Raw genomic sequence first — 18,838 nt, 5'->3', positions numbered from 1 at the left:
CTGACCTGGGTGGTTAAATATTGCCGTGGCATTATACAGAGCGTAACCGATTGCATCCACACTTTTTTGAAAAAAATGCTTGCGCTCACCTCTCAGCAGGTTACTATCGACGGAATAACTTGCTGATTTAGAATTTGATCCCGCTCACATGTTATCCTCTCAATCCCCCTCAATTTATACTGTCAGCCGCCTTAATCAGACGGTGCGTTTGCTGCTTGAGCAGGAAATGGGACAGGTCTGGATCAGCGGTGAAATCTCTAACTTCACGCAGCCTGCTTCCGGTCACTGGTACTTTACGCTGAAAGACGACACCGCTCAGGTGCGCTGCGCGATGTTCCGCAACAGCAACCGTCGCGTGACGTTCCGTCCTCAGCATGGCCAGCAGGTTCTGGTTCGCGCCAACATTACCCTGTATGAGCCGCGCGGCGATTATCAGATTATCGTCGAGAGCATGCAGCCCGCCGGTGAAGGCTTGCTGCAACAGAAGTACGAGCAGCTAAAAGCCATGCTTTCGGCTGAGGGATTGTTCGACCAGCAGTTTAAAAAACCCCTTCCCTCACCAGCCCACTGCGTTGGGGTTATCACGTCGAAAACCGGTGCGGCCCTGCACGATATTTTGCACGTCCTTAAGCGCCGTGACCCTTCCCTGCCCGTCATTATCTACCCGACTGCCGTTCAGGGTGACGATGCGCCGGGGCAGATCGTGCGCGCCATTGAGCTGGCGAATGCGCGTCAGGAGTGTGATGTCCTGATCGTCGGGCGCGGCGGCGGCTCGCTGGAAGACCTGTGGAGCTTTAACGACGAGCGCGTGGCGCGGGCAATCTTTGCCAGCCTTATCCCGGTGGTGAGCGCCGTCGGTCACGAAACGGATGTGACGATTGCCGATTTTGTCGCGGATTTACGCGCGCCCACGCCGTCCGCGGCGGCAGAGGTAGTCAGCCGTAACCAGCAGGAGCTGCTGCGTCAGATCCAGAACGGGCAGCAGCGCCTGGAGATGGCGATGGACTACTTCCTCGCCAACCGTACCCGCCGCTTTACCCAGCTTCACCATCGTCTGCAACAGCAGCATCCGCAATTGCGTCTGGCGCGTCAGCAAACCGTGCTGGAACGTCTGCGTCAGCGGATGAACTTCGCGCTGGATAACCAGCTTAAGCGGGCGGTATCGCGCCAGCAGCGCATGACGCAGCGTCTGAACCAGCAGAATCCACAGCCGAAGGTTTATCGCGCACAAACGCGTATCCAGCAGCTTGAGTATCGCCTCGCGGAAAATATCCGCTCACGCCTGAGCGCCACTCGCGAGCGTTTTGGCAATGCGGTCACCCATCTGGAAGCCGTCAGCCCGCTCTCCACGCTGGCCCGCGGCTATAGTGTGACCACCGCGACGGACGGCAAAGTGCTGAAACAAACGAAACAGGTTAAAGCCGGGGATGTGCTCACCACCCGGCTTTCTGACGGCTGGGTCGAGAGTGAGGTAAAAGAGATCAAACCGGTGAAAAAAACGCGCCAGCGTAAAAGCGGATAAATCTTCGCCGGTTACAAACTATACTGCTGCTATTGCCTTTTTTGATAAGGAGAGCAGCATGCCCCATCTTCATAGCGTCATCCCTCCGTATATTCTTCGTCGTATTATCGAAAGCGGTTCAGAGCCCCAGCAGCGCTGCGCCCGTCAGACATTAACCCATGTGCAAACCCTGATGGCGCATATGCCGGGCAAACCCGCCGCGCCGCATGTGAATAAAGCCGGTCAGCTTGAGCGTGACATCTACGATGCGAAACAGACCCAGGAGCTGCCGGGTAGCCAGGTGCGCTATGAAGGCCAGCCCTCCAACGGCGATGTGGCGGTGGATGAAGCGTACGATTATCTGGGGATCACCCATGATTTCTTCTGGAAGGAGTATCAGCGGGATTCGCTCGATAATAAGGGGCTGATCCTGACCGGCACCGTGCATTACGGCCGTGAGTATCAAAACGCCTTCTGGAACGGCCAGCAGATGGTCTTTGGCGATGGCGACGGGGAAATCTTCAACCGCTTCACCATTGCCATCGACGTGGTGGCGCATGAGCTTAGCCACGGCGTGACCGAGACCGAAGCCGGGCTGATTTATTTTGAACAGTCGGGCGCGCTAAACGAGTCGCTGTCAGACGTGTTTGGCTCGCTGGTGAAGCAATACCATCTTAAGCAAACCGCCGATCGGGCAGACTGGCTGATTGGTGAGGGTCTGCTGGCGGAGGGTATCAACGGGAAAGGGCTACGTTCCATGTCTGAACCCGGTACCGCCTACGACGATCCGCTGCTCGGCAAAGACCCGCAGCCCGCGCACATGAAAGACTTCATCAAAACGCGCGAGGATAACGGCGGCGTGCATCTTAACTCTGGCATCCCCAACCGGGCGTTTTACCTGGCCGCAACGGCAATCGGTGGCTACGCCTGGGAAAAAGCGGGTTATGCCTGGTACGACACGGTTTGCGATCGCAACCTGGCGCAGGATGCGGATTTTGACGCTTTCGCAAAACTGACGATCGCCCACGGCGAGAAACGCTCCGGTAGCGACGTTGGGGCGGCCATTAAACAAGCCTGGGAACAGGTGGGAGTACTGTAATGCAGGTACCGGAACTGACGGATGACGCCGTGGTTGAGCTGGCCCGGGAAGGCGGCGTCGCCTTTATTCCTAAGCTGAGCGGTCAGCGCACGATCGCCCTCTCCACGCTCAACGAGGCGCAGCGTCAGCGCGTGGTGAATATTCTGGAACAGGCTATCCCGCGCGGACAGCCACCGGGCCAGGCGTCGTCTCCGGGCAGCGGCGATCAGCGCTATTTTCGCATTCAGATAATCTGGACCCGGCACAATCAGGCGCAGTATACCGATATTATTGTGCTGGTTCCGGAGCAGGAAGCGCCGGAATCGCTGATCGAGCTATGGCAAAAAGGAGAAGGCTGCGTGTGCGATTAAGCCCCAGCCCTGACGAACTCGACGCGTTTTTTTGAGATCAGCCCGTGGCCGTTCTGACAGAAGTAATCCACCGCGCCGCAGGCCTTGAGTACCTGAAGCGGCTGATGGCAGTCAGGGCAGCGCGCTTCGAGGGGAATATCTTTATTGCAGCTGTCGCAGTGCGCGATACCGTTTTGCGGCTCGAGCGCTGCGTGGCAATCCGGACAGGTAATCGACATGCTCTCTCCTGTTGAGTTGGGCCGGGACAGGACAACTGCCCCGGCAGACTGAATAGTATCAGGCTTCGGTAGCCGGTTTAGTTTGCGCATTTTCCAGCATGCGACGTACCGGAACAATGAGGACGATCAGCACCGCAGCACAAATCAGCAGCGCGATGGAGCAACGGGCAAACAGGTCTGGCAGCATATCCAGCTGGTCGGCCTTCACGTGACCGCCAATCAGCCCCGCAGCCAGGTTACCCAGCGCACTGGCGCAGAACCACAGGCCCATCATCTGGCCGCGCATTCTTTCCGGCGCCAGCAGGGTCATGGTCGCCAGACCAATCGGACTCAGGCACAGTTCCCCGAGCGTCAGCATCAGGATACTACCCACCAGCCAGAACGGAGAAACCCCTGCCCCACCGTTGCTCAGTACGTTCTGCGCCGCCAGCATCATCAGGCCAAAGCCCGCCGCTGCACACAGAATACCGATCACGAACTTGGTGATGCTGCTCGGACGAATGTTTTTGCTCGCCAGCTTCGGCCATGCCCAGCTAAATACCGGGGCCAGCAGAATGATGAACAGGGCATTAATCGACTGGAACCACACCGCCGGGATCTCAAAATCACCGATCATGCGGTTAGTGTAGTCGTTGGCGAACAGGTTGAAGGAGGTTGGCTTCTGCTCGAACGCGGACCAGAAGAACGCGGCGGAGACCAGCAGAATAAAGCACACCAGCAGCCTTGCGCGCTCTTTGCGATTCAGCCCGGCGAAGATGAACAGATAGATGAAGTAGAGCGCGACGGAGGCGGCAATCACATACACCAGCACGCTGGCGACCGCGACCGGATTAATCACAATCACGCCCTGGGCAATCAACGTAACGATGATTGCAACACCCACAGCCAGCGCCAGCAGCCAGGCGCCCACGCCGTTACGTTTCACTACCGGACTGTTCCAGGTGGAGTCCAGACCGACTTCGCTGTCGTAACGCTTCATGGCCGGAACGGCAAACACGCGGAAGATAATCAGGGCGACCAGCATCCCAATACCACCGATACCAAAGCCCCAGTGCCAGCCGTGGGTTTTAATCAGCCAGCCGGAAATCAGAGGGGCAATGAACGAGCCCATGTTGATGCCCATATAGAACAGCGAGAAACCGCCGTCACGACGCGCATCGCCCTTTTTGTACAGTGTCCCCACCATGACCGAGATACAGGTCTTGAACAGGCCGGAGCCGAGCACGATAAACATCAGGCCGATGAAGAACAGGTTGTCGCCCATGATGGCCGACAGGGCAATCGACAGGTGCCCAAGCGCAATCAAAATCGAACCGTACCAGACGGCCCGCTGCTGGCCGAGCCAGTTATCCGCCAGCCAGCCGCCCGGCAGCGCGGCGAGGTACATGGTGCCGGCAAAAATACCGACAATCGCCGAGGCGTTTTCACGCGCCAGGCCCATTCCGCCGTCATACACGGTGGCGGCCATAAACAGGATCAGTAGCGGGCGAATACCGTAAAACGAGAAACGCTCCCACATCTCGGTGAAGAACAGCGAACCGAGCGGATAAGGATGGCCGAAGAAGGTTCGGCTCTCTTTTTGATTAACAGAGGATTGCATAATTCTCCCGAAAAGGTATGTGTCGTGCTTGTAAACACCAGCATGTACGCCGAACGGTTACGTATCCGATCGATTTTTTACATGCGGCGAAATGTTGGTTAACCATTTGATAACCAGGCGCTAGTTTTGTCTAGTACCGAACCCTGGACTTTAAGACGAAAATTCGACGATTGTCTACTTTCTTAGATATAAACATGGTTCAAAGCGAATAGTGATTGACATCACACAGGGAAGGCGGGCCTTTTGAATGAGCGAAAAAAAACCCGCGACAGGCGCGGGTTTTAGTGAGATCGGTAAGGATTATTTGCTTTTCTTAATGTGCTTAATCAAACGTTTACGCTTACGCATCTGGTTCGGCGTCAGGGTGTTGCGTTTATTCGCAAACGGGTTTTCCCCTTCCTTGAACTGAATACGGATAGGCGTACCCATCACGTCCAGCGACTTGCGGAAGTAGTTCATCAGGTAGCGTTTGTAGGAGTCCGGCAGATCCTTCACCTGGTTACCGTGGATCACCACGATAGGCGGGTTATATCCCCCGGCGTGAGCATATTTCAGCTTCACGCGACGACCGCGCACCAGCGGCGGCTGGTGGTCTTCAGCAGCCATGTTCATGATACGGGTCAGCATCGCCGTGCTCTGACGGCGGGTAGAGCTGTCATAGGCTTCGCGAACGGATTCGAACAGGTTGCCGACACCACTCCCGTGCAGGGCAGAGATGAAGTGAACGCGGGCAAAGTCGATAAAGCCCAGACGGAAGTCCAGTGTCTCTTTCACCTGCTCGCGCACTTCATTGCTCAGGCCGTCCCACTTGTTGACGACGATAACCAGTGAGCGCCCACTATTGAGGATAAAGCCGAGCAGAGAGAGATCCTGATCGGAGATACCTTCACGTGCGTCAATAACCAGCAGCACCACGTTGGCGTCTTCAATCGCCTGAAGGGTCTTGATCACCGAGAATTTTTCCACCACATCGGTGATTTTCCCGCGCTTACGCACCCCTGCGGTGTCGATAAGTACGTACTCACGTTCATCGCGCTGCATTGGAATGTAGATGCTGTCACGCGTTGTGCCTGGCATGTCGTAAACCACCACGCGCTCTTCGCCGAGAATACGGTTAGTAAGCGTAGACTTACCCACGTTTGGGCGACCCACGATAGCCAGCTTGATAGGCAGATCCTGCGGGTTGAAGTCGTCTTCCGGCTCTTCCTCTCCTTCTTCTCCGGCTTCAAACTGCGCCCAGTATTCAGCGTCCTCGTCCACCTCTTCCGGTGGGTTTACTTCATCAACCCACGGCAGCAGAACGGTTTCCAGCAGGCTGGTGACGCCACGGCCATGCGAGGCCGCGATAGGATAAATATCGCCCAGGCCTAAAGACCAGAAATCCGCAATGGCCTGATCGGCATCGATGCCGTCAGTTTTGTTCGCCACCAGGAAGGTTGGCTTTTCGCGTGAACGCAGATGTTTAGCGATAGCAGAATCCGCGGGCATCAGGCCAGCGCGAGCATCCACCATAAACAGAACCACATCTGCTTCTTCGATAGCCAGCAGAGATTGCTCTGCCATGCGGGTTTCTACGCCGTCTTCCGTACCGTCAATACCCCCGGTATCGATACAGATGAACTCGCGTCCTTCCACCTCTGCACGACCGTACTTACGGTCACGCGTCAGCCCCGGGAAATCCGCAACCAGCGCATCACGGGTGCGTGTTAAACGGTTAAAAAGAGTGGATTTTCCAACGTTAGGGCGCCCGACAAGCGCGACCACAGGTACCATGTTTGAAGCCTCATAAAATTCAAAATAACGTCGCTTTCGCAGCGTTTTTAAAAATGTCAAAACGGCTCCTGAGTGAACAGGAGCCGTTTAGTATACTACAACCGCCGTGTAATTAACGCGTGATCGCGTACAGCGTGCCGTCTTTTGCCTGAATCAGCAGTTTGCCGTCAGCCACAACGGGCTCCGTCAGGAAGCCTGAGCTATCCACTTTCTGCTGTGCCACGAAGCGGCCATTCTCTGGATCGATCCAGTGCATATAGCCTTCGCTGTCGCCCACCACCAGGCTGCCGTTATACAGTGCCGGTGCGGTCAGCAGACGGTGCAGCAGATCGCTTTGCGTCCACAGCGTTACGCCACCTTCGGTGCTCAGCGCCAGCAGGCGGTCGTTCTGATCCACCATATAAATACGGTTGCCGTCGACGATGAAATCGTTCACGGAACCCAGCTCACGTTTCCACATGATCTGGCCGCTACGCAGGTCCAGCGCCGTCAGGTTGCCGTTATACGCCAGCGCGTAAACCACACCGTCGACGATAACTGGCGTGGTGTCCACGTCACTCAGACGGTCGATTTCAGTTGAACCGGTCGCCTGGGAAATACGCTGCTGCCAGATCATCTGGCCCTGCTGCATCAGTACCGCGCTGACACGGCCGTTGTCACCGCCCACAATGGCGGCACCAAATGCGGTCGCCGGAGCAGATTCACCACGCAGAGACAGCGCTGGCATATCCAGGTTAACCGTCCATTTTACCAGACCATCGGCTTCGTTCAGCGCCTGCAACTGGCCGTTGCTGGTATGGATCAGCACCAGGCCGTCGCTGACAACCGGACGCGACAAGGATTCACCGGCAACGGTGGTCTGCCATGCAACCGAACCGTCGCTGGCATTCAGCGCGTAAACCTGCGCTTTTTCGCTGCCCACATACACGTGACCGCCAGTAACGGTCAGGCCGCCAGAAAGCAGTGCAGGTTTACGGGAGAACCAGCCGTCTTTTTCCGCCAGGTTAATGGACCACACTTCTTTTCCGTCATCAGCGTTCAGCGCTTTAACGGTGCCTTTGCGATCGGCCGCATAGACAACGCCGTCAGCAAATGCCGGGTGCAGGTTGGAATAAAAATCGCCAATACCATCGCCTACGGAAGTGTCCCAGGCGGTGGATGGGGTGAACTGGTTTTCAACCGTCGGCAGCGGGGACATTTTAACAACGTCTTCTTCGCCACTGAACAGTGAACAACCACTCAATAACGTAACAGAAAGCAGTCCTGGCAGAAGTAATTTACGCAATTGCATTGGGTCCCTCTCAGACGGACAAATTATTTATTTTCATCTGCATCATTTCGCTCAGCGCAGGTGAAGCTTTACTATCCACGCCAGCTTGCCACGCTTTACGCGCGCCCGCTTTATCACCCTTACTCAGCAGTGCTTCACCGCGAAGATCGGCAACAATAGCGGCAAAGCCTTCGCCTTTAATGGTATCAAGCGTTTTGAGCGCGTCGTCGGCTTTTTTCTGCTGAACCTGGATACGCGCCAGACGCAGATTGATCACCGCTTTCAGATTATCGTCACTGGCAGCAGCAAGCCCCTGAGACAGTTGCGCAGCGGCTTTGTCCAGTTCGTTTTTATCAACATACTGCTGAGCCACTTCCAGCGCAGCCAGCGCGCCGTAGGTGTTTTTGTTGTCAGCGGCAAATTTCTCCGCAGCCGTCAGCGTTTGCGGCTGATCGGCACGGATTGCGCTAACGGTATTTTCGTAGTTCAGGGACGAACCGCGAGCAGAGTCAGCCTGATGATTGTTCCAGTAACGCCAGCCTACCAGCGCACCAACACCTAAAATAACCCCTACAACCAGTGCCTTGCCGTTTTCAGCAAAGAAGCGTTTAACCGCATCAACCTGGTCGTGTTCGTTCTCGTAAATTTCCACGCAGTCCTTCTCCTTAGCCCAATAGAGTGCGCAAGTGCGCCGCAACGCCATCCTGCGTTACCGTAGTTTGCTCACCAGAGCGCAGGTCTTTAACTACCACTTCGCCGTTGGCCACTTCGGACTCACCCAGCACCAGTGCGATACTTGCGCCCCACTTATCGGCACGAGCAAACTGTTTTTTAAAGTTGCCGCCGCCGTGGTTGGTCATCAGCTTAACGTCCGGCAGCGCATCGCGCACGCGTTCGGCAAGCTGCATTGCCGCAGACTGCGTATCCGCACCTGAGGCCACCAGGTATATATCGACAACAGGATCGGCTTTAAATTCCGGATTAACTGCCTGAACCAGCAAAACAAGTCGCTCAAGGCCCATCGCGAAGCCTACTGCCGGTGCTGCGCGACCACCCAGTTGCTCGACCAGACCGTCATAACGACCGCCAGCACAGACGGTGCCCTGCGAACCGAGGCTGGTGGTGACCCACTCAAATACGGTGCGGTTGTAGTAGTCCAGACCGCGCACCAGACGCTGGTTAACGGTATAAGCAATGCCCGCCGCTTCAAGCAGCTTGCACAGGCCGGCAAAGTGTTCGCGGGAATCCTCATCCAGGTAGTCACCCAGCGCTGGCGCATCATTCAGCAGCGCCTGTACGTCAGGATTTTTGGAATCGAGTACGCGCAGCGGGTTGCTGTACATACGACGCTTACAGTCTTCGTCGAGCTTCTCTTTGTGCTGTTCCAGGAACGCCACCAGCGCATCGCGATAGTTCGCACGCGCTTCCAGAGAACCGATAGAGTTCAGCTCCAGGGATACGTGCTCAGAAATACCGAGCGCACGCCACCAGCGGGCAGTAAGCATAATCAGTTCAGCATCGATATCTGGTCCTTGCAGACCAAACACTTCCACGCCAAGCTGGTTGAACTGACGGTAGCGGCCTTTTTGCGGACGTTCGTGGCGGAACATCGGGCCGATATACCACAGGCGCTGCTCCTGATTGTACAGGAGACCATGTTCGATGCCGGCGCGTACGCAACCCGCCGTCCCCTCAGGACGCAGGGTCAGGCTGTCGCCGTTGCGGTCCTCAAAGGTATACATCTCTTTTTCAACCACGTCGGTTACTTCGCCGATCGCGCGTTTGAATAACGGGGTCTGCTCTACAATCGGCAAACGAATTTCGCTGTAACCGTAGCTGCCGAGCACCTGCTTCAGTGTGCCTTCAATGCGCTGCCAGATGGCGGTTTCGCCAGGCAGATAATCGTTCATGCCGCGGATGGCTTGAATGTTTTTTGCCACGTTTATTCTCTTTCTATATACAAAAAAGAACCCAAAGAATGGGTTCAATCATACATGGGAAGCAGCCTGCTTCCCATCACGTTATTTTTCAACCTGCTGAACGCTGATGCGCTGCGCTTCGTCCATCATCGTCGCTTTTGCACGAATGCGGGCTTCGAGCTGGTCGATCATATCACTATTATCCAGACGATCTTTACGAACGCCATCCTCATAGAGACCACTTTTCTTGTTACCGCCGGTCACGCCCAGCGTGGACACCAGCGCTTCACCCGGACCGTTCACCACGCAGCCGATGATGGAAACGTCCATCGGGGTGATGATGTCTTCCAGGCGCTGCTCCAGAGCATTCACGGTGCCGATCACGTCAAACTCCTGACGTGAACAGGTTGGGCAGGCGATGAAGTTGATCCCACGCGCGCGGATACGCAGTGATTTCAGGATGTCGAAACCGACTTTGATCTCTTCCACCGGATCGGCGGCCAGGGAGACGCGTAACGTGTCACCGATGCCTTCAGAGAGCAGCAGGCCGAGACCAATCGCCGATTTTACCGAACCGCTGCGCAGACCGCCCGCCTCGGTGATGCCAAGGTGCAGCGGCTGATCGATCTGTTTTGCCAGCAGACGATACGATTCAACGGCCAGGAAGACGTCAGACGCTTTGACGCTCACTTTGAACTGATCGAAGTTAAGGCGATCCAGGTGATCGACGTGACGCATGGCGGATTCGAGCAGCGCCTGCGGCGTCGGCTCACCGTACTTTTCCTGGAGATCTTTTTCCAGAGAGCCAGCGTTCACGCCGATACGGATTGGAATGTTTTTGTCGCGGGCGCAGTCAACCACCATGCGAATGCGCTCTTCGTTGCCGATGTTGCCTGGGTTAATACGCAGACAATCGACACCGTATTCAGCGACTTTCAGCGCGATACGGTAATCGAAGTGAATATCGGCAACCAGCGGAACACTCACCTGCTGCTTGATCAGTTTGAACGCCTCGGCGGCGTCCATGGTAGGCACAGAGACGCGAACGATGTCCGCGCCGACGCGTTCTAATGCTTTGATTTGATTGACCGTCGCTTCTACATCCGTAGTACGCGTATTGGTCATCGACTGGACGGCGATAGGCGCCCCATCGCCGATTGGCACGTTCCCAACGTAAATCCGTTTCGATTTTCTACGTTGAATAGGAGCCTGGTTATGCATGTAAAATCTCCCGCATTGCCCGTCTGTTACTGTGCTGCTGATTGTTCGGCATTAACGGTAAGACGCGCAACCTGGTTAGTTCTGATAAAGCGGCTCAGATCGACAGGTTTTCCTTGATACTGGATCTGTACCGCTGCCGGTGCGCCGATTTTAAGCTTGTAAGGTGCCTGGCCCGTTAGATTTAACGTGCCATCTTTACGTTGCAGGCCGCTGAACAGCTTTTTACCTGTCGCGTCAGTCACTTCCAGCCAGCAATCAGCCGTAAAATTCATCACCAGCGCATTCGGGTCCACGGCAGGTGCCGCCGTGCCAGCCGGGTCAGTTGGCAGTGACGCCGCGGTGTTCTCTGCCGGTGCCGTTGCCGCAGGGGCGGTATCAACATTGGCCTGAGAAGGTGATACGACCGCGTTCTGATCCTGGGTCTGGGTGGCTGGCGCGGTATTCGCCGTCGCTTCTGGCGTCGCCGCTGGCTCGGTTGCAGGCGTGTTGCTTGCTGCCGACTGAGGTTCGCTGGAGGTCGCCCCTTCGGTGCTCAACGGCACGCTTTGCGCGCCGTTATTACCAGACTGATTAAGCTCAGCGGAGGACTGATCGGCCATGGTGGTGATCTCTTCCTGCTGCGCTTTGTGGTTTTGCCACCACCATGCGCCCGTCAGGCCGACAACCACAAACAGGACCAGCCAGGTAAAGCTCATCAGCCAGCCATCGCGTTTTTTACGACGTTTTCCCAGAGAGAAGCTTTGCATCGGCGCAACTTTTGCCGCACGCACAGGCGCCTGCTTCTCCATCATCGGCAGTAATTCGTCTTCAGGGATATGAACCAGTTTGGCGTAAGAACGGATATAACCGCGCAGAAACGTTGAAGCCAGATCGGCGGGTGCCTTATCTTCTTCAATATCGCGAACGGTGGAAACCTTCAGGCACAGGCGTTCTGCAACGGCTTGCTGGCTAAGTCCGAGTTGTTCACGGGCGTTGCGAAGACGAACGCCAGTGGAGAGTGCTGCATTTTGATCGTGAGTGGCTTCAGTATTCATTCGCTACAACTACTGGTACGTGAAAATAAGGGTTCAGGTGCCGGTGAGTCACAATGCCACCCGCACCGCGAAACTTTAGGTCAGTTAACCTGGAACAAACAGTATAAGACTGTCGGGCCGCAGATGACAGCGCTGGCAGGCCTTCACGCTAAACTGTTGTTACGTCGTTACATACTGCCCGAAAGTCGTATGAAACGCACCGTAATTATTAATCAGTCGTAATGATTGTGACTGAATATTCAGTAAATTAATGCTTCACGGCGCAAAAAATGCGCCGTGTCTGCATAATAATCAAACGGTTTTAACCGCGATTGACTCACCCTGCATACGCTTACGCAGCGTACGCTTGGTACGGTCAATAACGTCACCCGCCAGCTGGCCACAGGCTGCGTCGATATCGTCGCCACGAGTTTTACGTACGATGGTGGTGAAACCATACTCCATCAGCACTTTTGAGAAGCGATCGATACGGCTGTTCGAGCTACGGCCATACGGCGCGCCCGGGAACGGGTTCCATGGGATCAGGTTGATCTTGCATGGCGTATCTTTAAGCAGTTCAGCCAGCTCATGTGCATGCTCGGTACCGTCGTTAACATGATCCAGCATCACGTATTCAATGGTCACGCGGCCCTGGTTAGCGTTGGATTTCTCCAGGTAACGGCGCACGCCAGCCAGGAAGGTTTCGATATTGTACTTTTTGTTGATCGGCACAATTTCGTCACGGATGGCGTCGTTTGGCGCGTGAAGAGAGATGGCCAGCGCAACGTCAATCATATCGCCCAGTTTGTCCAGCGCAGGCACCACGCCGGAAGTAGAGAGCGTAACGCGGCGCTTGGACAGGCCAAAACCGAAATCGTCGAGCATAATTTCCATCGCCGGAACGACGTTGGTCAGGTTGAGCAGCGGTTCACCCATCCCCATCATCACCACGTTGGTGATTGGACGTGTACCGGTGACTTTCGCCGCGCCCACGATTTTCGCGGCACGCCAGACCTGGCCGATGATTTCCGACACGCGCAGGTTACGGTTAAAGCCCTGCTGCGCCGTAGAGCAGAATTTGCACTCCAGCGCACAGCCCACCTGAGAAGAGACGCACAGCGTGGCGCGATCGTCTTCCGGGATATACACGGTTTCAACGCGCTGATCGCCAACGGCAATGGCCCACTTGATGGTGCCATCTGAAGAGCGCTGCTCTTCCACCACTTCCGGTGCGCGGATTTCAGCCACTTCTTTAAGCTTATTGCGCAGCACTTTGTTGATGTCCGTCATGTCATCAAAGTTGTCGCTGCAATAGTGGTACATCCATTTCATGACCTGATCGGCACGAAACGGCTTCTCGCCCATCTCTTTAAAGAACTCGCGCATCTGCTGACGGTTCAGGTCCAGCAGGTTAATTTTTCCATTTTTATTGGGAACCGCAGGAATGGCGACTTCGGAGGTATTCACTAATTCAGACATAATTTTTTCCGGCCTCGTTGTTACACGTTGTGGCCCTTGGTGGGTTGAAAAGAAACGCCCCGGTAAGCAGTCTGCTCGTCCGGGGCGTTGCATTGTACAAAGTCTGGCGCAGGGATGCCACGTTTGCACGCAGCATTTACGAAATTATTAGCGAGTGCGCGGGCACACTTCGCCTTCAGCGAAGAAGAACGCGATTTCGCGCGCAGCAGATTCAACAGAGTCGGAACCGTGGGTGCCGTTCTCGGTGAAGCTGTCTGCGTAGTCGGCGCGCAGAGTACCTGCCAACGCGTTGTCCGGGTTGGTTGCACCCAGCAGATCGCGGTGACGCTGTACCGCGTTTTCGCCTTCCAGTACGGATACCACGATTGGGCCAGAAGTCATGAACTCGACCAGACCGTCAAAGAATGGGCGACCTTCGTGCTCAGCGTAGAAACCGCGAGCCTGTTCAACGGTCAGGTGCAGCATTTTGGTGCCAACGATCTTAAACCCTGCTGATTCAAAGCGAGCGAAGATGCTGCCAATAACGTTTTTTGCCACCGCGTTTGGTTTGATGATGGAAAAAGTACGTTCAATAGCCATTGATAACCTCTGTAAAATGTTCTGTTGTTTTTGCATACCTGAGTATGGTGTGGCGCGGATTATAAAGAGCAATAGCGCCATTGCCTATGGTTATGCATAACATTTTTTTAAAATGAGACGAAGATTAGCAACAGCTCGTATTTCGCATACCGTGTTGATGATGAAAACAGAGCGGACACTGCTTTTCATCAGACGTAAATGACCAGAAATGACGGTGGCACGTCAGGCAAACGGCTTCATATGCCGGTATGGTCACGCTTTTCGCTGTTCCTTCTGTTTGCGTCACGTTTATCGCCGCATGCTGGCATACCGCTTCGCAGCCGCCGCACCCCGTACAGCGTCCGGTTTCCACGACCAGTTCAGCGTTCTCAAACCGAATCGCGTTTTCCGTACAACTCCGCCAGCACGCGCCGCAGAGTACGCAGGATTCGGTATCGAGAGTTATCTCTGCCTCGCTAAACGCAGAAAACGCCCTGCGCAGCTCACGCTGACCGGGCACGACGCTACAGACCCGGACATCCTCACGGGGAACGTGCATCAGCGCACGCCGGGCGGTATTAACCTCGTTGACGGGTATATGTTTAAACGCCCACGCCGCTTCACCGCGTCGACGAAGCGCCAGATTCAGCCGGGCAATAGCCAGCAACCAGTCAGGATTCTGCTCCGCGTCGATACTGATAAAACGAACGTGGTACTGCGCGTGCCACAGCAGAAGCTCATTCACCCCTGGCGCACGGTCAGTAAACGGCCCAACAAGCGTATCGCCACTCAGAAAGCGTTTTCGCGGCGTGATGCCGGTGATGGCCCCAGCGGGGCAGACGAACAGGCAGTCACCGCATTCAATACAGCGGCTGTCATCAACCGAGACGCCTGAGTCGGTAAAAGAAAAAGCCTGCACAGGACAGACGTCAGCGCAGGCGAGGCAGGAAGAGTGGCGAAAACGGCGACGGACGCACGCATGCGTCACGTCCATCGCCGGGGCAAAGGTCAATCCGCCCATCAGCCAATACTGAAGAAAACAAAGCGCAGCATCAGCTCACCGACAATCAGCAACGCGCCTCCCAGCAGTATGGGAGATCGCGCCGCTTTCAGACCGCCCGCAGCAAAGCACAGCATACCCGCAACGGATACGCACCAGCTCAGCAGATGAACGGTTCGCAGTTGCTCCAGCATCTGTAGCGGTGCATGAGGGAACGTCACCACGGTGTGGTCCATAGCCGTAATATCTGCCAGCCAGACGGGCTGCATCACCAGACGCACAAGCACCAGCAGCGTGATAATGACAATCGCCGCACGCACGGTTGACTGGGAACGCGTCCCAACGGCCATGCAGGCTGAGCCGATAATCCCCACCGAACCGATAAACAGCACCAGAGTGTTAACATGCTGCCATGTCACCACGGATGCGTGCATGTAGATCTGCGCCATGCAGAACACATCGACTAAACCAACCAGACCTGCCACAACCAACAGTGGCTTCCAGCCTGGCTTTTTGACAAACATCAGCAGCGTTGCGAAGCCAAGCGCCGCAAGATAAAGACTGGCAAAGATAATCTCACGGCTCAGCCAGGAGCTGGATACGTGGCGCAGCGCGTTAAAAGCATTAAGCGGATAGCCCATGTGCAGCGCGGAGGCGAGCAGCCCCAGGCTCGCCAGCATAAACGCTCCGGCAGCCGGCAGCAGCGCGCTACGTTGCGTGCTTCCGAACGCCAGCCACAGCGTAACGCCAACCGATCCTTGCAGGAACAGCGTAAAAATCAGCAGCGGTAACTCATGCATGACGTTTCCCCTCTTTCTCTGCGCCCTGATGCGCTTTGATCACCAGGTTTGGTTTGGTGATGGAGGAATCAGGCAGGCCTTTCACATCACAGACCGCACCATACTTCGCCCGCAGTTCATCAATCGGCCCGAATTTAATCGCTTCGAGTGGACAGGTTGCCACACAGACGGGCTGCTCTCCCTTCGCCTGGAGATCCACGCAGAAATCACATTTGGACATCTGCCCGGTCTGCTCGTTGAGCTGTGGCGCGCCGTAAGGGCAAGACCATGCGCAGTAGCCGCAGCCGACGCACTTATCAGTATCAACGCGCACAATGCCGTCTCCCGGACGCTTGTGCATCGCCGTGGTCGGACAGTTTTTAGTGCAGATTGGGTCTGCACAGTGGTTACAGGAAATAGAGAGCGTGTAGGCAAACACATTGTTGCTGACGCCGCCCTGCCCGGTTGGGATGAAATTCCCGCCATTGACTTCATAAACGCGACGGAAACGACGTCCGACCTCAAGGTTGTTTTTATCTTTGCACGCCACCTGGCATGCCTTGCAGCCCGAGCAGCGAGAAGAGTCGATATAAAAACCCAGCTGTTTGTCGCTCACCGGTGCGTAATGTTTAAACTGACTCATGCTTTAGCTACCTCCACCAGCATGGTTTGATGGGAATTCCCTTTCGCAAGCGCGGTAATACGGGCGGAACTGAGCACGTTCGCGCAGCCGCCTTTATCGATACCCTGCTCGTCCGGCTGCCACCAGGCGCCTGCCTGCATGGCCACCACGCCTGGAATGATGCGCGGCGTGACCTCCGCCGGGATCTCGCAAATGCCGCGCGCGTTATGAATACGCACGGTATCCCCCTGCGCAATGCCGCGCTTTTGCGCATCCTGCGGGTTGATCCACAGCTTTTGCTGCTGCGCCTCAATTAACCACGGGTTGGCGTACTGGGTGGAGTTAGCGCGGTTTTTCCCTTTCCAGGTGATCAGCTGGAGCGGGAAGGTTTTCGCCAGCTCGTCTTCCGGCCCTTCATGGGCAGGCACGTAGTGCGACAGCGCCGGAATTTCCGGGTGATGCATGTCGTACAGACGCTTCGAGAAGATCTCAATTTTTCCGGACGGCGTCGGGAACGGATGATTCTGCGGATCGCGAATGTTGTCTTCAAAGGCAACGTACGGCGCGCTTTTGAAAAGATGCTGACGCGTCTTCTGTAGCGTCGCGAAGTCCGGCAGGTTTTCATCCGGCATGGACAGCCGCGTCTGCTCCCAGATGTGCTCAATCCACGCTTTTTCGTCACGGCCCTCGCTGAACGCTGGCTCGACGCCAAGCTTAGCAGCGACCTCCCGCAGCCAGTCGTAGTCTGAACGGCGTTCAAATTCAGGTTCAATGAGCTTTTCTGACAGGATCAGATAGCTTGCCGTGCCCCAGGTTTCGCCGATATTCCAGCGTTCCATAAAGCTGGTTTCCGGCAAAAGCAGGTCGGCGTATCTGGCGCTAGGCGTCATAAACAGATCGCTTGCGACGATAAACTCGATTTTCGACTCGTCTTCCAGGACACGGGTTGCCTGATGAAGATCCGGGTTCTGGTTAGCCAGATAATTGCCCGCCAGCGAGAACAGGATGCGGATATTGCTGTCCAGCTTCTCAGCATCCTTCAGGCCATCTTCCGCGGTTACCTTAGAAGCATCATCAGCAGCCTGCACCCAGTTCATGACCGAAATTTTGGCTTTGACCGGGTTGTCCGGCATCTCTGGCCCGGCCGCAAATTTGCGGTTTGCGCAGCCTCCATAGCCTGCTGCCCAGCCGCCTTTCACCCCAACGTTACCCGTCAGCGTGGCCAGTATCGTCGAGCCGCGCGCGGTGCGCTCGCCGCAGTTGTGACGCTGCGGTCCCCAGCCCTGGATCAGCGCGGCGGGTTTGGTGGTTGCGTAGTCGCGCGCCAGCTGACGAATAGTTTGTGCAGGCACGTGAGTGATTTTCTCTGCCCACTCGGGCGTTTTCGCCACGCCATCCTTTGCACCGCTCAGGTAAGCCATCAGGGATTCATTGGCCGGAACGCCTTCTGGCATGGCGTCTTCGTCAAAGCCCAGGGTGTAGCGTTGAATAAAGTCGCGATCGTGCAGATTCTCCGTGACGATCACATACATCATCGCGTCCATCAGGGCGTTGTCCGTGGCAGGAAGCAATGGGATCCACTGATCGGCAAGGGAGGAAACCGTATCGGAATAGCGTGGGTCAACAACGATAAAGCGCGTGCCGTTTTGCTTCATCTTCTGGTAGAAGTGGTTGCTGTGCCCGAAGATGGTTTCCGTCGGGTTATGCCCCCAGAGAATGACCAGTTTGGTGTCCAGCAGCGTGTCCAGAGAGCTGCCGCTGGCGGCGGTGCCATAGGTATACGGCGTTGCCGCCGCCGTGTTACCCATACTGACCGAGTGATAGCTTTCGAGATAGCCGCCGGTTAAGTTGAGCAGACGACGAACCATTTTATCGCCGGAAAAGGTCCCGCCGGACACCGCGGTGCCCACATGAACATAGCGTGACGCAGCACCGTATTTTTGCGTAATAGTTTTTAATTGATTCGCAATAAGGGTGGTGGCTTCATCCCAGGTAATACGTTCGAATTTTCCTTCGCCACGTTTACCCACGCGTTTCATTGGATATTTAAGCCGATCGGGATGATAAACAAATTTCCGATAAGCCCGACCACGAACGCAGGCGCGCATCACTGGCATCTGCGGATCCAGCGCGTTATCCGGTCGCGTTGAAATTCGGGTCACAACGCCATCACTGACGTGAGCACGAATATCACACTTGCCGCCGCAGTCAAACGTACTACAGGTTTGCACCACTTTTTCTTCAGGCGTAGCGTCTGAAACCGCCGCGTCCTGTGCCTGTACTTTGCCGGTTTTGACGACAAACGGCAGGGCGGCGAGCGCCGACCCTGCCTGAATAAAATGACGCCGGGATATGGCGGGAATAAGCCCTTCTCCCTGATGTTTATTTTTTTTCATTGCTCGTTCCTTCAAATAAAAACGCATTCTCGTTTTTTTT

17 protein-coding genes are annotated in these 18,838 nt (G+C 55.7%); 3 read left to right on the top strand and 14 right to left on the bottom strand.

All coding sequences use genetic code 11. The features are described from left to right. Nucleotides 1-148 precede the first annotated feature (148 nt). Genes xseA through SK53_RS00395 form a run of 3 tightly spaced genes read left to right on the top strand, consistent with a single transcriptional unit; the run spans nt 149 to nt 2,950 of the window. Nucleotides 149-1,522, top strand: coding sequence for an exodeoxyribonuclease VII large subunit (gene xseA, locus SK53_RS00405; protein ID WP_045896653.1), 1,374 nt, complete (start codon nt 149-151; stop codon nt 1,520-1,522). Between the two features lie 58 nt (nt 1,523-1,580). Next, the gene (locus SK53_RS00400; protein WP_039270201.1) at nt 1,581-2,600 is read left to right on the top strand and encodes a M4 family metallopeptidase; all 1,020 of its coding nucleotides are present in this window, start codon (nt 1,581-1,583) and stop codon (nt 2,598-2,600) included. Continuing rightward, on the top strand, nt 2,600-2,950 hold the full coding sequence (locus SK53_RS00395) for a protealysin inhibitor emfourin (RefSeq protein ID WP_003860606.1): 351 nt from the start codon (nt 2,600-2,602) through the stop codon (nt 2,948-2,950). Before SK53_RS00400 ends, SK53_RS00395 begins: the two co-directional genes overlap by 1 nt. Here the strand turns inward: SK53_RS00395 and SK53_RS00390 are convergent. From SK53_RS00390 to SK53_RS00325, 14 genes are all read right to left on the bottom strand, one after another. Continuing rightward, on the bottom strand, nt 2,947-3,168 hold the full coding sequence (locus tag SK53_RS00390) for a zinc ribbon domain-containing protein (RefSeq protein ID WP_003860607.1): 222 nt from the start codon (nt 3,166-3,168) through the stop codon (nt 2,947-2,949). The two genes, SK53_RS00395 and SK53_RS00390, sit on opposite strands and share 4 nt — an antisense overlap. A 58-nt stretch (nt 3,169-3,226) precedes the next feature. Continuing rightward, the gene (locus tag SK53_RS00385; protein ID WP_003860609.1) at nt 3,227-4,768 is read right to left on the bottom strand and encodes a peptide MFS transporter; all 1,542 of its coding nucleotides are present in this window, start codon (nt 4,766-4,768) and stop codon (nt 3,227-3,229) included. Nucleotides 4,769-5,068: 300 nt separating this feature from the next. Continuing rightward, on the bottom strand, nt 5,069-6,541 hold the full coding sequence (gene der / locus SK53_RS00380; protein ID WP_003860611.1) for a ribosome biogenesis GTPase Der: 1,473 nt from the start codon (nt 6,539-6,541) through the stop codon (nt 5,069-5,071). Between the two features lie 112 nt (nt 6,542-6,653). Further along, the gene (gene bamB, locus SK53_RS00375) at nt 6,654-7,832 is read right to left on the bottom strand and encodes an outer membrane protein assembly factor BamB (RefSeq protein ID WP_003860612.1); all 1,179 of its coding nucleotides are present in this window, start codon (nt 7,830-7,832) and stop codon (nt 6,654-6,656) included. A 10-nt stretch (nt 7,833-7,842) separates the two neighbouring features. Beyond that, on the bottom strand, nt 7,843-8,463 hold the full coding sequence (locus SK53_RS00370; protein ID WP_003860614.1) for a YfgM family protein: 621 nt from the start codon (nt 8,461-8,463) through the stop codon (nt 7,843-7,845). 13 nt (nt 8,464-8,476) lie between these two features. After that, nucleotides 8,477-9,751 (bottom strand): histidine--tRNA ligase, encoded by a 1,275-nt coding sequence (gene hisS / locus SK53_RS00365; protein ID WP_022649001.1) that lies wholly within the window; start codon nt 9,749-9,751, stop codon nt 8,477-8,479. 81 nt (nt 9,752-9,832) lie between these two features. After that, entirely contained in the window at nt 9,833-10,951 is a 1,119-nt protein-coding gene (gene ispG / locus SK53_RS00360; RefSeq protein ID WP_003860619.1) for a flavodoxin-dependent (E)-4-hydroxy-3-methylbut-2-enyl-diphosphate synthase, read from the bottom strand. A 26-nt stretch (nt 10,952-10,977) separates the two neighbouring features. Next, nucleotides 10,978-11,985, bottom strand: a complete 1,008-nt coding sequence (gene rodZ / locus SK53_RS00355) for a cytoskeleton protein RodZ (protein ID WP_023325062.1) — start codon at nt 11,983-11,985, stop codon at nt 10,978-10,980. Between the two features lie 291 nt (nt 11,986-12,276). Continuing rightward, nucleotides 12,277-13,443, bottom strand: coding sequence for a dual-specificity RNA methyltransferase RlmN (locus SK53_RS00350; protein ID WP_003860623.1), 1,167 nt, complete (start codon nt 13,441-13,443; stop codon nt 12,277-12,279). Nucleotides 13,444-13,590: 147 nt separating this feature from the next. Continuing rightward, nucleotides 13,591-14,022 carry a nucleoside-diphosphate kinase gene (ndk, locus tag SK53_RS00345; RefSeq protein ID WP_003860625.1) on the bottom strand — a complete coding sequence of 144 codons (432 nt, stop codon included), beginning with the start codon at nt 14,020-14,022 and terminating at the stop codon, nt 13,591-13,593. A 124-nt stretch (nt 14,023-14,146) separates the two neighbouring features. Further along, the gene (locus SK53_RS00340; protein WP_048208244.1) at nt 14,147-15,022 is read right to left on the bottom strand and encodes a 4Fe-4S binding protein; all 876 of its coding nucleotides are present in this window, start codon (nt 15,020-15,022) and stop codon (nt 14,147-14,149) included. After that, nucleotides 15,022-15,801 carry a dimethyl sulfoxide reductase anchor subunit family protein gene (locus SK53_RS00335; protein WP_048208242.1) on the bottom strand — a complete coding sequence of 260 codons (780 nt, stop codon included), beginning with the start codon at nt 15,799-15,801 and terminating at the stop codon, nt 15,022-15,024. Before SK53_RS00335 ends, SK53_RS00340 begins: the two co-directional genes overlap by 1 nt. Beyond that, complete coding sequence (locus tag SK53_RS00330; protein WP_003860631.1) at nt 15,794-16,423, bottom strand: DMSO/selenate family reductase complex B subunit; 630 nt, start codon at nt 16,421-16,423, stop codon at nt 15,794-15,796. Before SK53_RS00330 ends, SK53_RS00335 begins: the two co-directional genes overlap by 8 nt. After that, nucleotides 16,420-18,798 (bottom strand): DMSO/selenate family reductase complex A subunit, encoded by a 2,379-nt coding sequence (locus tag SK53_RS00325; protein WP_023325065.1) that lies wholly within the window; start codon nt 18,796-18,798, stop codon nt 16,420-16,422. Before SK53_RS00325 ends, SK53_RS00330 begins: the two co-directional genes overlap by 4 nt. Between the last annotated feature and the right edge of the window lie 40 nt (nt 18,799-18,838).

The organism is Enterobacter sp. MGH119 (genome assembly GCF_001037675.1).
Lineage (GTDB): Bacteria > Pseudomonadota > Gammaproteobacteria > Enterobacterales > Enterobacteriaceae > Enterobacter > Enterobacter hormaechei_C.
This window is presented reverse-complemented; position numbering and strand designations above follow the sequence as displayed.

Coding starts and splice junctions, on each gene's coding strand:
- SK53_RS00325 (WP_023325065.1), bottom strand. CDS start 18,798: ATGAAAAAAAATAAACATCAGGGAGAAGGGCTTATTCCCGCCATATCC.
- SK53_RS00335 (WP_048208242.1), bottom strand. CDS start 15,801: ATGCATGAGTTACCGCTGCTGATTTTTACGCTGTTCCTGCAAGGATCG.
- SK53_RS00340 (WP_048208244.1), bottom strand. CDS start 15,022: ATGGGCGGATTGACCTTTGCCCCGGCGATGGACGTGACGCATGCGTGC.
- SK53_RS00390 (WP_003860607.1), bottom strand. CDS start 3,168: ATGTCGATTACCTGTCCGGATTGCCACGCAGCGCTCGAGCCGCAAAAC.
- der (WP_003860611.1), bottom strand. CDS start 6,541: ATGGTACCTGTGGTCGCGCTTGTCGGGCGCCCTAACGTTGGAAAATCC.
- SK53_RS00400 (WP_039270201.1), top strand. CDS start 1,581: ATGCCCCATCTTCATAGCGTCATCCCTCCGTATATTCTTCGTCGTATT.
- SK53_RS00330 (WP_003860631.1), bottom strand. CDS start 16,423: ATGAGTCAGTTTAAACATTACGCACCGGTGAGCGACAAACAGCTGGGT.
- xseA (WP_045896653.1), top strand. CDS start 149: ATGTTATCCTCTCAATCCCCCTCAATTTATACTGTCAGCCGCCTTAAT.
- SK53_RS00350 (WP_003860623.1), bottom strand. CDS start 13,443: ATGTCTGAATTAGTGAATACCTCCGAAGTCGCCATTCCTGCGGTTCCC.
- SK53_RS00385 (WP_003860609.1), bottom strand. CDS start 4,768: ATGCAATCCTCTGTTAATCAAAAAGAGAGCCGAACCTTCTTCGGCCAT.
- ndk (WP_003860625.1), bottom strand. CDS start 14,022: ATGGCTATTGAACGTACTTTTTCCATCATCAAACCAAACGCGGTGGCA.
- SK53_RS00395 (WP_003860606.1), top strand. CDS start 2,600: ATGCAGGTACCGGAACTGACGGATGACGCCGTGGTTGAGCTGGCCCGG.
- bamB (WP_003860612.1), bottom strand. CDS start 7,832: ATGCAATTGCGTAAATTACTTCTGCCAGGACTGCTTTCTGTTACGTTA.
- ispG (WP_003860619.1), bottom strand. CDS start 10,951: ATGCATAACCAGGCTCCTATTCAACGTAGAAAATCGAAACGGATTTAC.
- rodZ (WP_023325062.1), bottom strand. CDS start 11,985: ATGAATACTGAAGCCACTCACGATCAAAATGCAGCACTCTCCACTGGC.